Origin of the sequence: Streptomyces termitum (assembly GCF_014650175.1) — a bacterium.
Taxonomy (GTDB): Bacteria; Actinomycetota; Actinomycetes; order Streptomycetales; family Streptomycetaceae; genus Streptomyces; species Streptomyces termitum.
Window position 1 is genome coordinate 102,368 of the sequence record NZ_BMUL01000017.1, and the last position, 15,149, is coordinate 117,516.

11 protein-coding genes are annotated in these 15,149 nt (G+C 72.1%); 9 read left to right on the forward strand and 2 right to left on the reverse strand.

Annotated features, from left to right (window positions below):
- Positions 1-26: 26 nt before the first annotated feature.
- Both IE219_RS26350 and IE219_RS26355 read left to right on the forward strand, forming a co-directional pair.
- A complete protein-coding gene (locus IE219_RS26350; RefSeq protein WP_189981885.1) occupies positions 27-1,109 on the forward strand; it encodes an inositol-3-phosphate synthase in 1,083 nt (360 codons plus the stop codon).
- A gap of 75 nt (positions 1,110-1,184) precedes the next feature.
- Positions 1,185-2,453 carry an MFS transporter gene (locus IE219_RS26355; RefSeq protein WP_189981886.1) on the forward strand — a complete coding sequence of 423 codons (1,269 nt, stop codon included), beginning with the start codon at positions 1,185-1,187 and terminating at the stop codon, positions 2,451-2,453.
- Between the two features lie 83 nt (positions 2,454-2,536).
- On the opposite strand, the gene IE219_RS26360 is transcribed toward IE219_RS26355, so the two are convergent.
- A complete protein-coding gene (locus IE219_RS26360; protein ID WP_189981888.1) occupies positions 2,537-3,979 on the reverse strand; it encodes a CCA tRNA nucleotidyltransferase in 1,443 nt (480 codons plus the stop codon).
- A gap of 236 nt (positions 3,980-4,215) precedes the next feature.
- Here IE219_RS26360 and IE219_RS26365 point away from each other — a divergent pair, with 236 nt between their 5' ends.
- The 7 genes from IE219_RS26365 to trxA all read left to right on the forward strand — a co-directional run bounded on the left by IE219_RS26365 (position 4,216) and on the right by trxA (position 14,327).
- On the forward strand, positions 4,216-6,777 hold the full coding sequence (locus IE219_RS26365; RefSeq protein WP_189981889.1) for a DUF6049 family protein: 2,562 nt from the start codon (positions 4,216-4,218) through the stop codon (positions 6,775-6,777).
- Between the two features lie 45 nt (positions 6,778-6,822).
- Positions 6,823-9,294, forward strand: coding sequence for a murein biosynthesis integral membrane protein MurJ (murJ, locus tag IE219_RS26370; RefSeq protein ID WP_189981891.1), 2,472 nt, complete (start codon positions 6,823-6,825; stop codon positions 9,292-9,294).
- 117 nt (positions 9,295-9,411) lie between these two features.
- Positions 9,412-11,103 carry a protein kinase family protein gene (locus tag IE219_RS26375; protein WP_189981893.1) on the forward strand — a complete coding sequence of 564 codons (1,692 nt, stop codon included), beginning with the start codon at positions 9,412-9,414 and terminating at the stop codon, positions 11,101-11,103.
- A 26-nt stretch (positions 11,104-11,129) separates the two neighbouring features.
- The gene (sigM, locus tag IE219_RS26380; RefSeq protein WP_189981895.1) at positions 11,130-11,831 is read left to right on the forward strand and encodes an RNA polymerase sigma factor SigM; all 702 of its coding nucleotides are present in this window, start codon (positions 11,130-11,132) and stop codon (positions 11,829-11,831) included.
- Positions 11,828-12,820 (forward strand): RsmA family anti-sigma factor, encoded by a 993-nt coding sequence (locus tag IE219_RS26385; protein ID WP_189981897.1) that lies wholly within the window; start codon positions 11,828-11,830, stop codon positions 12,818-12,820. Before sigM ends, IE219_RS26385 begins: the two co-directional genes overlap by 4 nt.
- A gap of 160 nt (positions 12,821-12,980) precedes the next feature.
- Complete coding sequence (gene trxB / locus IE219_RS26390; protein ID WP_189981898.1) at positions 12,981-13,946, forward strand: thioredoxin-disulfide reductase; 966 nt, start codon at positions 12,981-12,983, stop codon at positions 13,944-13,946.
- 48 nt (positions 13,947-13,994) lie between these two features.
- Complete coding sequence (gene trxA / locus IE219_RS26395) at positions 13,995-14,327, forward strand: thioredoxin (protein WP_229850017.1); 333 nt, start codon at positions 13,995-13,997, stop codon at positions 14,325-14,327.
- Between the two features lie 85 nt (positions 14,328-14,412).
- Here the strand turns inward: trxA and IE219_RS26400 are convergent, their stop codons facing one another.
- Positions 14,413-15,030, reverse strand: coding sequence for a GNAT family N-acetyltransferase (locus tag IE219_RS26400; protein ID WP_189981900.1), 618 nt, complete (start codon positions 15,028-15,030; stop codon positions 14,413-14,415).
- Positions 15,031-15,149 lie beyond the last annotated feature (119 nt).

Here is a 15,149-nt window from a genome sequence, read left to right on the forward strand (position 1 = left end):
CCACGATCACACAGGGAGCAACCGGAATGGGTTCGGTTCGCGTAGCCATCGTCGGCGTGGGCAACTGCGCCGCCTCGCTGGTGCAGGGCGTCGAGTACTACAAGGACGCCGACCCGGCGACCAAGGTGCCCGGCCTGATGCACGTCCAGTTCGGCGAGTACCACGTCGGTGACGTCGAGTTCGTCGCCGCCTTCGACGTGGACGCCAAGAAGGTCGGCCTGGACCTCGCGGACGCCATCGGCGCCAGCGAGAACAACACCATCAAGATCTGCGACGTGCCCGCCTCCGGCGTCACCGTCCAGCGCGGCCACACCCTCGACGGTCTCGGCAAGTACTACCGCCAGACCATCGAGGAGTCCGCCGAGGCCCCCGTGGACATCGTCCAGGTCCTCAAGGACAAGCAGGTCGACGTACTCGTCTGCTACCTCCCCGTCGGTTCCGAGGCCGCGGCGAAGTTCTACGCCCAGTGCGCCATCGACGCCAAGGTCGCCTTCGTCAACGCCCTCCCGGTCTTCATCGCCGGCACCAAGGAGTGGGCGGACAAGTTCACCGAGGCCGGTGTCCCGATCGTCGGCGACGACATCAAGTCCCAGGTGGGCGCCACCATCACGCACCGCGTGATGGCGAAGCTCTTCGAGGACCGCGGCGTCCGCCTTGAGCGCACCATGCAGCTCAACGTCGGCGGCAACATGGACTTCAAGAACATGCTCGAGCGCGAGCGCCTGGAGTCCAAGAAGATCTCCAAGACGCAGGCCGTCACCTCGCAGATCCCCGACCGCGAGCTGGGCGACAAGAACGTCCACATCGGCCCGTCCGACTACGTCGCGTGGCTCGACGACCGCAAGTGGGCCTACGTCCGCCTCGAAGGCCGCGCCTTCGGCGATGTCCCGCTGAACCTGGAGTACAAGCTGGAGGTCTGGGACTCCCCGAACTCCGCCGGTGTCATCATCGACGCCCTGCGCGCCGCGAAGATCGCCAAGGACCGCGGCATCGGTGGCCCGATCCTCTCCGCGTCGAGCTACTTCATGAAGTCCCCGCCGGTGCAGTACTTCGACGACGAGGCCCTGGCCAACGTCGAGAAGTTCATCAAGGGCGAGGTCGAGCGCTAAGAACGCGCCCGCTTCACGAGGAGGGTCCCCGGGCATCGCGCCCGGGGACCCTCCTCGTATGTGAGTCTTGCTGCCATGTCCGTCGTACGTGATCTGCGCGTACTGCTGCGCCTGCGCGACTTCCGCCGCCTCCTCGCCGTCCGGCTGCTCTCCCAGTGCGCCGACGGCGTCTACCAGGTGGCCCTGGCCACGTACGTCGTCTTCTCCCCCGAGAAACAGACCTCCCCCGCCGCCATCGCCTCCGCCATGGCCGTGCTCCTCCTCCCGTACTCCCTCGTCGGCCCCTTCGCCGGCGTCCTCCTGGACCGCTGGCAGCGCCGTCAGGTCTTCCTCTACGGCAACCTGCTCCGCACCGTCCTCGCCGGCGGAACCGCCGTCCTGCTCCTCTCCCCCGTCCCGGACTGGCTGTTCTACGCCTCCGCCCTCTCCGTCACGGCCGTCAACCGCTTCGTCCTCGCGGGGCTCTCCGCCGCCCTGCCCCGGGTCGTCGACGAGGAGCGGCTCGTCGTGGCGAACTCCCTCTCGCCCACCGCCGGCACCCTCGCCGCCACCGTCGGTGGCGGTCTCGCCTTCGGCGTCCGGCTCCTCACCGACGGCTCCGACGCGGCCGTCGTCGCCTTCGGCGCCCTCCTCTACCTCTGCGGCGCGCTCGCCTCGCTCCGGATCGCCCGCCCGCTGCTCGGCCCCGACCCGGACCAGGTGCCGCCCCGGCTCGCCGACGCGCTCGTCTCCACCGCCCGGGGACTCGCCGCCGGACTCCGGCACCTCGCCGCCCGCAGGCCCGCCGCCCGCGCCCTGACGGCGGTCGGGCTGATGCGCTTCTGCTACGGCGCCCTGCTCGTCACCGTGCTCATGCTCTGCCGGTACACCTGGACCGCCACCGAGTCCGAGGGGCTGGCCCTCCTGGGGATCGCCGTCGCGATCTCCGGCGCCGGGTTCTTCGCCGCCGCCGTCCTCTCGCCCTGGGCGGTCGGCCGGTTCGGCCCCTTCGGCTGGATCACCCTCTGCTCGGCCGCGGCCGCCGTCCTCCTCCCGGCCCTGGCCCTGCCCTTCGCCCCGACGCCCTTCCTCGTCGCCGCCTTCCTCCTCGGGCTCATCACCCAGGGCGCGAAGATCGCCACCGACACCGTGGTGCAGACCCATGTGGACGACGCCTACCGCGGCCGGGTCTTCTCCCTCTACGACGTCCTCTTCAACGTCGCCTTCGTCGGCGCGGCCGGCCTCGCCGCCCTGATGCTGCCGCCCGACGGCCGCTCCCCGCTCCTGGTGGGGCTGGTCGCCGCGCTCTACGCGGTGACCGCCCTCCTCGCCCGCAGAGGGCGGGTGAGCACGAAGAAGGGGTGATGTTTCACGTGAAACACCACCCCTCGCCCCTCACTCCGCCGAACGGCCGCCGGTGTTTCACGTGAAACACCGGCGGGACCGGCTCAGTCCCGCGCGGCCCACCACTCCTTGAGCGCGGCCACGGCCTGCTCGTACTCCATCGGACCGTTCTCCAGCCGCAGCTCCAGCAGGAACTTGTACGCCTGCCCCACGGCGGGACCGGGCCCGATCTCCAGAAGCTGCTGGATCTGGTTGCCGTCGAGGTCCGGACGGATCGAGTCCAGCTCCTCCTGGTCCTGGAGCTGCGCGATGCGGTCCTCCAGGCCGTCGTAGGCACGGGAGAGCGCGGACGCCTTGCGCTTGTTCCGTGTGGTGCAGTCCGAGCGGGTCAGCTTGTGCAGCCGGGAGAGGAGCGGACCGGCGTCGCGCACGTACCGGCGCACCGCCGAGTCGGTCCACTCGCCCGTCCCGTAGCCGTGGAAGCGCAGGTGCAGCTCCACCAGCCGCGAGACGTCCTTGACCATCTCGTTCGAGTACTTCAGCGCCGTCATGCGCTTCTTCGTCATCTTCGCGCCCACCATCTCGTGGTGGTGGAAGGAGACCCGGCCGTCCTTCTCGAAGCGGCGGGTGCGCGGCTTGCCGATGTCGTGGAGCAGCGCGGCCAGCCGCAGCACCAGGTCCGGGCCGTCCTCCTCCAGCGCGATCGCCTGGTCGAGCACGGTCAGGGAGTGCTCGTACACGTCCTTGTGCCGGTGGTGCTCGTCGCTCTCCAGCCGCAGCGCGGGCAGCTCGGGCAGGACGTACGCGGCGAGACCGGTCTCCACGAGCAGGCCGAGGCCCTTGCGCGGGTGGGCGGAGAGCAGGAGCTTGTTCAGCTCCTCCCGGACCCGCTCGGCGGAGACGATCTCGATGCGGCCGGCCATCTCCTTCATCGCCGTGACGACCTCGGGGGCGACCTCGAAGTCGAGCTGGGCCGCGAAGCGGGCCGCCCGCATCATGCGCAGCGGGTCGTCGGAGAAGGACTCCTCGGGCGTGCCCGGAGTGCGCAGCACCTGGGCGGCGAGGTCCTCCAGGCCGCCGTACGGGTCGACGAAGGTCTTCTCGGGGAGGGCCACAGCCATCGCGTTGACCGTGAAGTCGCGCCGGACGAGGTCCTGCTCGATGGAGTCTCCGTAGGAGACCTCGGGCTTGCGGGAGGTGCGGTCGTACGCCTCGGAGCGGTACGTCGTGACCTCGACCTGGTAGCCGTCCTTCTGCGACCCGACGGTCCCGAAGGCGATCCCGACCTCCCAGACCGCGTCGGCCCACGGACGGACGATCTTCAGGACGTCCTCGGGGCGGGCGTCCGTGGTGAAGTCCAGGTCGTTGCCGAGCCGGCCGAGGAGGGCGTCCCGTACCGATCCGCCGACCAGCGCGAGGCGGAACCCGGCCTCCTGGAAGCGGCGGGCGAGATCGTCGGCGACAGGGGACACGCGCAGCAGTTCGCTGACGGCGCGGCGCTGCACCTGGCTCAGTTCGGTCGAGGTGTCTTCGTTGGCGTTCGGCACAACAGAAAAGGGTACGTGCCCCGCCCCGCCCCGGCGTCCCCCATTTCCCGCCCGCCCACGGGGGCCGGACGTGAGGCGCCTGTGGGCTTCCTGTGAAGAGGGGCGTCAAGGGCGCCCTCGGCTGGAGGACTCCCCGGCACTCGGCCCCTCCGAGCCTCGTTACCATGCCTGGACACAGCAACCGGGAACCACTGGCATCACGGGCACCACCGACAACGACGAGGACGGGCGAACGCGTGGCTGAGGCGGCAGCTTTCCAGGGAACCGGCCCCTCACCTGCCCGCCGATGGCTGCGGCGCACGCTCACCGTCGCCGTCGGGGCACCACTCCTCGCCGGTCTGCTCCAGAGCCCCTCCGCGCCGCCCGCCGAGGCCGCCGAGGGCTCGGGGAGCCGGACCGTCGATGTGTCGATCGACACGCTCGCCCCGAGCGCCCCCGTCGAGGGCGACACCGTCACCGTCACCGGAACGCTCACCAACCGGGGCAAGCGGCCGATCACCGACGCGACCGTGAACCTGCGGGTCGGCCCCCGGATGGACAGCCGCAGCGAGATCGGCGAGGTCGCCCGGCGCAAGGGCTTCCGCGCGGAGAGCGACCCGCAGCCGCTGGAATCCGGCCCCGAGATCGAGATCCCGCGCCTGGAGGCCGGCGTCAGCCGGGACTTCCAGTTCTCCGTACCGGTCTCCAAGCTGGGCCTCGACGACGAGGGCGGCGTCTACCAGCTGGGCGTCTCGCTCACCGGCCAGACCTCCGACCAGCGGTACGACCACGTGCTCGGCATCGAGCGGACCTTCCTGCCGTACCAGCCCGAGCCCACCTCCAAGCGCACCCAGGTCACCTACCTCTGGCCGCTGATCTCCTCGTCGCACATCTCGGCCGACACCGCCTCCGACGACCAGCAGAGCCCCGTCTTCCAGGACGACGACCTGGCCGAGGAACTGCGCCCCGGCGGCCGGCTCGACGAGCTGGTCACCCTGGGCAAGGACCTCCCCGTCACCTGGGTGATCGACCCCGACCTGCTGGCCTCCGTCGACGCCATGGCCAACGGGTACCGGATCAAGGACGGCACCGGGCACACCGCCGGCACCGACGCCCACAGCAAACTGGCCGCCCGCTGGCTCGGCCTGCTGGAGAAGGCGGTGCAGGGCCACAAGGTGGTGGCGCTGCCCTTCGCCGACCCCGACCTCGCCTCCCTCGCCCACCGGGGCAAGGCCGTGCCCGGCGCGCTGGAGAACCTCCAGTCGGCGACCGAGCTGGCCGGGCCGACCATCGAGACGATCCTCCACGTCCAGTCGGCCACCGACTTCGCCTGGCCCGTCGAGGGCGCCGTCGACCCGTCGGTGATGGCGGTCGCGACCTCGGCCGGCGCCCGCAAGGTGATCGCCCGCAGCGACAGCATCCGCGACGACGAGCTGGCCTACACCCCGACGGCGGCCCGGCCGCTCGGCGGCGGCACCACGGCGGTGGTGAGCGACGCGGAGCTGTCGACCGCCTTCCAGGGCGAGATGGTCCGGGCGGAGAACACGACCCTCGCGGTCCAGGAGTTCCTCTCCCAGACCCTCGCGGTCACCCTGGAGCAGCCCCAGGAGCAGCGCAGCATCGTCGTCGCCCCGCAGCGGCAGCCGAGCGTGGCCCAGGCCCAGGCGATGGCGGCGGCCGTACGCGGTCTCGGCGCCAAGCGCTGGAGCGAGCCGACCGACCTGGTCACCGCGGCGGCGGCCAAGCCCGACCCGGAGGCGTCGACCTCGGTGCCGCGCACCGCGCAGTACCCGAAGCGGCTGCGGGACGGCGAACTCCCGGTGCAGGCGTTCCGGGACATGAAGACCACCCGCGACGAGCTGGACGACTTCAAGGTCGTCCTCACCATGCCGGACCGGGTCGTGCCGCCGGTCGGCAGCGCGATCAACCGCGAGATGTCGACCTCCTGGCGCGGCCGGACCAGCGAGGCGGCGATCTACCGCGTCGACGTCGAAGAGGTCCTCCAGCGGCTCACCAAGAGCATCCAGCTCGTCGACAAGTCCGACCTGACCCTCTCGGGCCGCAGCGCGACCATCCCCGTCACGGTGCAGAACAAGCTGCTCCAGGACGTGGACGGCCTCGTCCTGCGGCTGACCTCGGCGAACAAGACGCGTCTGAAGGTGGACGGCGAGGCCATGGCCGAACTGCCCCTCAAGGTCCGCGCCGGGCACAGCCAGTCGGTCAAGTTCCCCGCCTCGGCGAACGCCAACGGCCAGGTCTCGATGACGGCCCAGCTCTACACGGCGGACGGCACCCCCTACGGCCTCCCGATGTCCTTCACGGTGAAGGTCTCGGAGATGACCCCGACGGTGATGCTGGTCATCGCGGGCGGCGTCCTGCTCCTCGTCCTCGCCGGGGTCCGCATGTACACCCAGCGCAAGCGCCTCGCCGCCCGCGCCGCCGCGGAGGCGGAGACGGAGACGGACGCCGAGACCGAGGCCGAGACGGAGCCCGGGACCGACGACGAGCCCGAGAACGTCCCCACGGCCGAGTCCGGATCCGAGTCGGACTCGGATCCGGACTCGGAGACCGTGGCCGAGGCCGGGACCGAGCCCCTCGCCGAGAAGACGGGGCCGGAAGCGGAATCCCTCCCGGAGCCGGACGAGCAGACGGGCGACGCCCCGGAGGACCGTTCCCCGGCCGGTGACGGGACCCCCGCCACGGGCCGCGAGGCCGGGGGCGACACGGCGGACGACGCCGGGCAGCCGAGTGACCCCGACGCGGACACCGGCTCCGAAAGCGGCGACCCGTCGGGCACGGGTGAGAAAGTGGACCGTTGAGCGATGTCGTGGCCGGTCGGCCGGGGACGATGAGGTGGGGTAACCATGAACGCGCCATACGACGCTGAGCGCGGCCAGGGTGCGGGCGGCGCCGCACCGTCCGGCGGCACGCCCCCGGGAGCCTCCGGCCCCGACGGCCCGCCGGTCCCGCCGGTCGCGCAGCCCCCGCAGGGCGGCCAGGACCCGCAGGGGCGGCCCGCCCATCCGCAGGGGCGGCCCGCCCATCCGCAGGGGCGGCCCGGACAGCACTTCCCGCAGACGGGACAGCACTTCCCGCAGGCCGGGAACCCGCAGCAGCCCGGAAGCCCGCAGGCTCCGTACCCGCCGCAGCCCGGGAACCCGCAGCAGGCCCCGTTCCCCCCGTACGGGTACGGCGGACAGCAGCAGCCGTACGCGCCCCGCCCGTACGCCCCGCAGCCGCCGCAGGCCCCCGCGCCCGCCGCCGAGCACCCGTACGGCCAGGACCCCTACGTGCAGGACGCCTTCGCCCAGGACCCCTACCGGGCCCAGGACCTGTCCGCGCAGGACCCGGTCGGCGAGGCGCTCTACGACCGCGCCGCGCACCCTCCGCCCCCGCCGGGCACCTACCAGGAGCCGCAGCCGCTCTACCAGCAGCCGTCCGCGCCCGCGCACGCCCCGGACCCCCGGGTGTGGGCCCAGACCCCGGCGCCCGAGCCCGACGGCCCGTCCCGCCACCTCCCGTACGGCGACGACGCCCGCACCGTCCAGTTCACCGGCGTCGACGACCTGGTGACCCGGGCGAGCGAGGAGGAGCAGCCCGAGCCGGACGCCTTCGCCCACCTCTACCGGGACCAGCAGGGCCAGGGCCAGGTGCCCGCCCCGACCGCCGAGCCCGACCCGCTGCCCGCCCCCGCGCAGAAGAAGGGCGGCCGCGCCTCCGGGCTGCTCAAGTCGAGCGCCGTGATGGCCGCCGGCACCCTGGTCTCCCGGCTCACCGGCTTCGTCCGGTCCCTCGTCATCACCGGCGCCCTCGGCGCCGCACTGCTCGGCGACACCTTCACCGTCGCGTACACCCTGCCGACGATGATCTACATCCTCACCGTCGGCGGCGGCCTCAACTCGGTCTTCGTGCCGCAGCTGGTCCGCTCGATGAAGAACGACGAGGACGGCGGCGAGGCGTACGCCAACCGCCTGCTCACCCTCGTCATGGTGGCGCTCGGCCTGATCGTGATCGCCGCCGTCTTCGCCGCGCCGATCCTGATCCGGCTGATGTCGAACACCATCGCCGACGACGCCGCGGCCAACAGCGTCGCCGTCACCTTCGCCCGCTACTGCCTGCCCACGATCTTCTTCATGGGCGTGCACGTGGTGATGGGCCAGATCCTCAACGCCCGCGGCAAGTTCGGCGCGATGATGTGGACCCCGGTCCTCAACAACATCGTCATGATCGTCACCTTCGGCCTCTTCATCTGGGTCTACGGCACCTCCGCCGAGTCCCACATGGGCGTGACGACCATCCCCGACGAGGGCATCCGCCTCCTCGGCATGGGCACCCTGCTCGGCCTCGTCGTCCAGGCGCTGGCGATGATCCCGTACCTGCGCGAGACGGGCTTCCGCTTCCGGCCCCGCTTCGACTGGAAGGGCCACGGCCTCGGCAAGACGGTCAAGCTCGCCAAGTGGACCGTCCTCTTCGTCCTCGCCAACCAGGCGGGCGTCCTGGTCGTCACCCAGCTCGCCACCGCCGCCGGCGAGGAGTCCGGCAAGAACGGCGCCGGCTTCCTGGCCTACTCCAACGCCCAGCTGATCTGGGGCATGCCGCAGGCCATCATCACCGTCTCCGTCATGGCCGCCCTGCTGCCCCGCATCTCCCGCGCCGCCAGCGACGACGACCCGGGCGCCGTCCGCGACGACATCTCCCAGGGCCTGCGGAACTCCGCCGTCGCCATCGTCCCGGTCGCCTTCGCCTTCCTGGCCCTCGGCGTCCCGATGTGCACCCTGCTGTACGCCTCCAGCGGCGTCGAGGCCGCCCAGGGCATGGGCTTCATCCTGATGGCCTTCGGCCTCGGCCTGATCCCCTACTCCGTGCAGTACGTCGTCCTCCGCGGCTTCTACGCCTACGAGGACACCCGGACGCCCTTCTACAACACGGTCATCGTCGCCGCCGTCAACGCGGCGGCCTCCGCGCTCTGCTACGTGATCCTGCCCGCCCAGTGGGCCGTGGTCGGCATGGCCGCCTCCTACGGCCTCGCGTACGCCGTCGGCGTCGGCGTCGCCTGGCGCCGGCTGCGCAACCGCCTCGGCGGCGACCTGGACGGCTCCCAGGTGCTCCGCACCTACGCCCGCCTCTGCATGGCCTCCCTGCCCGCCGCCGTCCTGGCCGGCGCGGTCGGCTTCGGCCTGCTGAAGCTGCTCGGGGAGAGCGCCCTCGGCTCGCTGGCCGCGATCGTCGTCGGCGGAGCGGTGCTCCTCGGAGTCTTCTTCGTCGCCGCCCGGCGCATGCGGATCGCGGAGCTGAACACCCTCGTCGGCATGGTCCGGGGCCGTCTCGGACGCTGAACCGGGGGTTCCGGACAACCATCGGGGGACACCGTGTGTCGTGCATAGCGTCCGACTGTGGGCACAATTGGCTTGGCTGTTGGATGTGGCGCAACGGATGGGGAGGCAGGAACGACGGTGGCGGAACGTAGCACGGCCGCCGTCGACGTGGCCGACAACAGCGGTGACGACCCGCTGACCGCGCAGGCGGACACGGCCGCGACCGACGGGGTGGCGGAAGAACGGAAGACGGCAGAGGAGCCCACCGGGGCCCCCGAGCAGAAGGCGGTCGAGCGCAAGAACGGCGAACAGCCCTCCATCACGGCACCCGAGCTGCACAGCGGCCACAAACTGGCACGGCGCTACCGGCTGGAGGAGTGCGTCACCCGCCTGGACGGCTTCAGCAGCTGGCGGGCCGTCGACGAGAAGCTCCGCAGAGCCGTCGGCGTGCACCTCCTGCCGGCCGACCACCCGCGCGCCCGCTCCGTCCTGGCCGCCGCCCGCTCGGCGGCCCTGCTCGGCGACCCCCGGTTCGTCCAGGTCCTCGACGCGGTCGAGGAGAACGACCTCGTCTACGTCGTCCACGAGTGGCTGCCCGACGCCACCGAGCTGACCGTGCTCCTCGCGGACGGCCCGCTGGCCGCCCACGACGCCTACCAGCTCGTCTCCCAGGTCTCCCAGGCGATGACCGCCGCCCACCGCGAGGGACTGGCCCACCTGCGGCTCACCCCGAGCGCCGTCCTGCGCAGCTCCACCGGCCAGTACCGGATCCGCGGCCTCGCCGTGAACGCCGCCCTGCGCGGCATCACCGCCGACCGCCCGCAGCGCGCCGACACCGAGGCGATCGGCGCCCTCCTCTACGCGGCGCTCACCCAGCGCTGGCCGTACGAGAGCGACGCCTACGGCCTCACCGGGCTCCCCAAGGGCGTCGGCCTGCTCCCGCCCGACCAGGTCCGCGCCGGCGTCCACCGGGGTCTCTCCGAGATCGCCATGCGCGCCCTCGCCAACGACGGGGCCACCGCCTCGCGCCAGGAGCCGCCCTGCACCACCCCGGACGAACTCGCCAAGGCCGTGGCCGCGATGCCCCGCGTCAAGCCGCCGGAGCCGGAGTTCCCCGCCCCCGCCGAGTACCAGCGCACCACGTACCAGCAGGGCACGTACGGGCGTCCGCAGCCGCGGCCTCCGGTCGCCCCGCCCGTCCCGGTGCCGCCGGCCCCGCTGGAGAGCCGCACCGGCCGCGCGCTGAAGTGGGCCGTCTCGGCCCTCCTCATCGCCGCCCTCGGCCTCGCCAGCTGGCAGATCGCGGACCGGCTCCTCCCCAAGGACCCCCCGCCCGAGACGCCGGTGGTCCAGCCGACGGCCGACGAGAAGCCCGAACCGCCGAAGCCGCTCGCGATCGCGTCCGCCTCGGACTTCGACCCCTTCCCCGACGGGAACGGCGAGGAGAACGGAGCGGCCATAAAGAACGCCTACGACGGCGACCCGAGCACCTTCTGGCACACCCTGAACTACACCACCGCGAAGTTCGGCAACCTGAAGTCCGGCGTGGGCATCGTCCTGGACCTGGGCACGGCCCAGGAGATCCGCTCGGTCGACCTGCTGTTCAACGGGAGCACCGACGTCCAGGTGCGGACCGCCCCGGCGGACGCCTCGTCGGCGCCCTCCACGGCCTCCGGGTTCACCACCCAGGCGTCCGGCGGCGGCACCGACCTGAAACTGGCCCTGCCCAAGCCGGTCACCACCCGCTACGTTCTGGTCTGGATGACGAAGCTGCCCATGAACCAGGGCCAGTTCCGCGGCCAACTGGCCGAAGTCAAGATCATGGGCTGACGGCCGCAGGGGAGGGGCTTTCACCGTTGGACCGTCCGACAGCAACCGCGAGCGACCAGGACCTCCTGGCCCGTCACGTCGCCGGGGACCCGGACGCCTTCGGTGAGCTCGTGCGGCGCCACCGCGACCGATTGTGGGCGGTGGCGCTGCGCACCCTGGGCGACCGCGAGGAGGCCGCGGACGCCGTCCAGGACGCCCTCCTGTCGGCCTTCCGGGCCGCCCACACCTTCCAGGGCCGCTCGGCCGTCACGACGTGGCTCCACCGCATCACCGTGAACGCCTGCCTGGACCGCCTCCGCAAGAGCGCCGTCCGGCGCTCCTCGCCCGTCGACGACACCGACCGCTTCGAACAGCTCCTCGAACCGCACGAGTCCGCCGAGGCCCCCGCCGAACGCCAGGACCTCCACCGGCAACTGCTCGCCGCCCTCGCCACCCTCGCCCCCGAACAGCGCGCCGCCCTCGTCCTCGTCGACATGCAGGGCTACCCGGTCGCGGAGGCCGCCCTCGTCCTCGGCGTCCCCGCAGGCACCGTCAAGAGCCGCTGCGCACGCGGCCGGGCCCGACTGCTCCCGCTCCTCACTCATCTGCGCGCCGACACCGTGGGTAGCGACCCCTCCGACGGGGGAAGGAACCGGACGCCGGGGGCATCCGTCCCACCGGTGTCGGAACCGGCGGACCCCGGACCGACCGATCCAACTGCTGTGAAGGGCGGAGGTGGGCGCGCGTGACCACGACCGGCAAGACCGACGCCGTACAGCACCCGGACGTCTCGGAGATCTCCGACCTGACCGAGGGACTGCTCCCCCCGAGCCGCTCCGTCACCGTGCGCCGCCACCTCGACGGCTGCCTCCTCTGTGCCGACGTACGCACCTCCCTGGAGGAGATCCGGGGGCTCCTGGGCACCCTCCCCGGCCCCCCGCGCATGCCCTCCGACATCGCGGGCCGGATCGACGCCGCCCTCGCCGCCGAGGCCCTCCTCGACGCCACCGCCCCGGACGCCGCCCGCCCCGTTCCACGTGAAACCACCGCCGGACCCGCACCCGCCGTCCCCCGCGCCGCGTCCCCCGCCGACACCCCTCCCAGCGGTACGACTCCGAGCCGCACCGTTTCACGTGAAACACCGCGCTCCTCCGCCCGCCCCGCCACCGACCGCCCGGCGGGCCGTCCGGCCGCCACGGCCGGCCCCGGACGGGACCGCGCCCGCCGCCGGAACCGGATCGCCCTGCTCTCCGGGCTCGCCGCCACCGTGGTCGCCCTCGCCGGATCGTTCGGCCTCCACGCACTCGGCCAGAACGACGCCTCCACCGCCGACAGCACCAGGGCCGCCGCGAGCGCGCCGCGGAACGAATCCTTCTCCGGCTCTCCGGTGGAGGACCGGGTCCACGCGCTCCTCGCGGAGGAGAACGCACCGGTCCCGAAGACGGAGCAGCCCCGCTCCCTCGCCGCCGAGGGCGGCGACACCCCCGGCACCACCCGGCGCCACCGCGAGGCCGCCGCCGTCCCCTCCTGCGTCCTCGCGGGCACCGGCCGCACCGACGGGGCCCTCGCCGCCGAACGCGGCGAGTACCGGGGCGCCCCCGCCTACCTCCTGGTGCTCCCCGACCGGACCGCCGCCGACCGCGTCCAGGCGTACGTCGTCGCCTCCTCCTGTGCCGACACCGGGGCCGGAAACACCCCGGGGGAGCTGTTGCTCACCACCTCGTACCCCCGGCCCTGAGGCCCTCGCGGCCCGTTCTCCGTCTCATCGCCCGTCTCACGCACGCGCCACGCGGCACGCTCGGGAATGCATCCCCCTTAGGATCCGTTGGGTGGGGTGAGAGTGACCGAGACACCGCCCCGTAGGCAGTAGGCAGTCTGCAGAGACGAGGAAGAAACCCGTGAGCGACGTCCGTAACGTGATCATCATCGGCTCCGGGCCCGCGGGATACACCGCCGCGCTCTACACGGCCCGCGCGTCGCTGAACCCGCTGGTCTTCGAAGGCTCCGTCACCTCCGGCGGCGCCCTGATGAACACCACCGAGGTCGAGAACTTCCCCGGTTTCCGTGACGGCATCATGGGCCCGGACCTGATGGACAACATGCGGGCCCAGGCCGAGCGCTTCGGTGCCGAGCTGGTCCCGGAGGACGTCGTCGCCGTGGACCTCAGCGGTGACATCAAGACCGTCACCGACGGCGCCGGCAACGTCCACCGCGCCAAGGCCGTCATCGTCACCACCGGCTCGCAGCACCGCAAGCTGGGCCTGCCGAACGAGGACACTCTCTCCGGCCGCGGTGTCTCCTGGTGCGCCACCTGCGACGGCTTCTTCTTCAAGGACCAGGACATCGCCGTGGTCGGCGGCGGCGACACCGCGATCGAGGAGGCCACCTTCCTCTCGCGCTTCGCCAAGTCGGTGACGATCGTCCACCGCCGTGACACCCTGCGCGCCTCCAAGGCGATGCAGGAGCGCGCCTTCGCCGACCCGAAGATCACCTTCGCCTGGGACAGCGAGGTGACCGAGATCCGCGGCGACCAGAAGCTCAGCGGCGTGCTCCTGCGCGACACCAAGACGGGCGAGACCCGCGAGCTGCCCGTTACCGGCCTCTTCATCGCCGTGGGCCACGACCCGCGCACCGAGCTGTTCAAGGGCCAGCTGGACCTGGACGAGGAGGGCTACCTCAAGGTCGCCGCCCCCTCCACCCGCACCAACCTGACGGGCGTCTTCGCCGCCGGCGACGTGGTGGACCACACCTACCGCCAGGCGATCACCGCCGCCGGCACCGGCTGCTCCGCCGCCCTCGACGCCGAGCGCTTCCTGGCCGCCCTCGCCGACAGCGAGAAGCAGGCCGAGACCGTCGCGGTCTGACCCCGAACTCCCCCACCCACACCCCACGAAGAGCAAGAGGAGGCCGCCGTGGCCGGCGCCCTGAAGAACGTGACCGACGCTTCCTTCAACGAGGACGTCCTCCAGAGCGACAAGCCCGTGCTGGTGGACTTCTGGGCCGCCTGGTGCGGTCCGTGCCGCCAGATCGCCCCGTCGCTGGAGGCCATCGCCGCCGAGCACGGCGAGATCGAGATCGTGAAGCTCAACATCGACGAGAACCCGGCCACGGCCGCCAAGTACGGCGTCATGTCCATCCCGACGCTGAACGTGTACCAGAACGGCGAGGTCGTGAAGACGATCGTCGGCGCCAAGCCGAAGGCCGCTATCCTCCGTGACCTGGAGCCCTTCGTCGCCGCCAAGTGACGTCCTCCCGTTTCACGTGAAACGGCCCGCCCCTTCCCGGGGCGGGCCGTTCTCCGTTCCCGGAGGTCCCGGAAGGTTCCCGGAGTCACAGGGGGCGGAGCGCCGGCTCCTTCTGGACCGCGCCGAGCAGCCGGTCCAGCGCCATCTCGACATCCTCCTTCCAGGAGAGCGTCGTCCGCAGCTCCAGCCGCAGCCGGGGGTAGGCGGGATGGGGCCGGACCGTCTTGAAGCCCACCGCCAGCAGGTGGTCGGCCGGGAGCACACAGGCCGACTCCTTCCAGCGGGCGTCACCGAACGCCTCGATGGCCTTGAAGCCCCGGCGCAGCACGTCCTTCGCGACCGTCTGCACCAGCACCCGGCCCAGCCCCTGCCCCCGGTACTCGGGCATGATCCAGGCCGTCATCAGCTGGACGGCATCGGCCGCCACGGGACTGGTGGGAAAGGCCGTCGACCGCGGCACATAGGCCGGGGGAGCGTAGAGCACGTAGCCGGCCGGCACCTCGTCCACATAGACGATCCGGCCGCAGGAGCCCCACTCCAGCAGAACGGCGGAGATCCACGCCTCCTTCTCGGCCGCCGGGCGGTCCGCCTTCACGGCGGCCTCTCCGCTCACCGGATCGAGTTCCCAGAACACACAGGAGCGGCAGCGGTTCGGCAGGTCCGCGAGATTGTCGAGTGTGAGCGGTACGAGCCGACGCCCCACGGCTGCCCCTCGCTTCCCCGGCCGCAGAACGGCCGTCGAGCACGGATACGGCTCTCGAAATCGTAGCGATCGGGGCATCGGGACGACACCGCACTCAGGAAAAGGGCGGGCCACGTCCC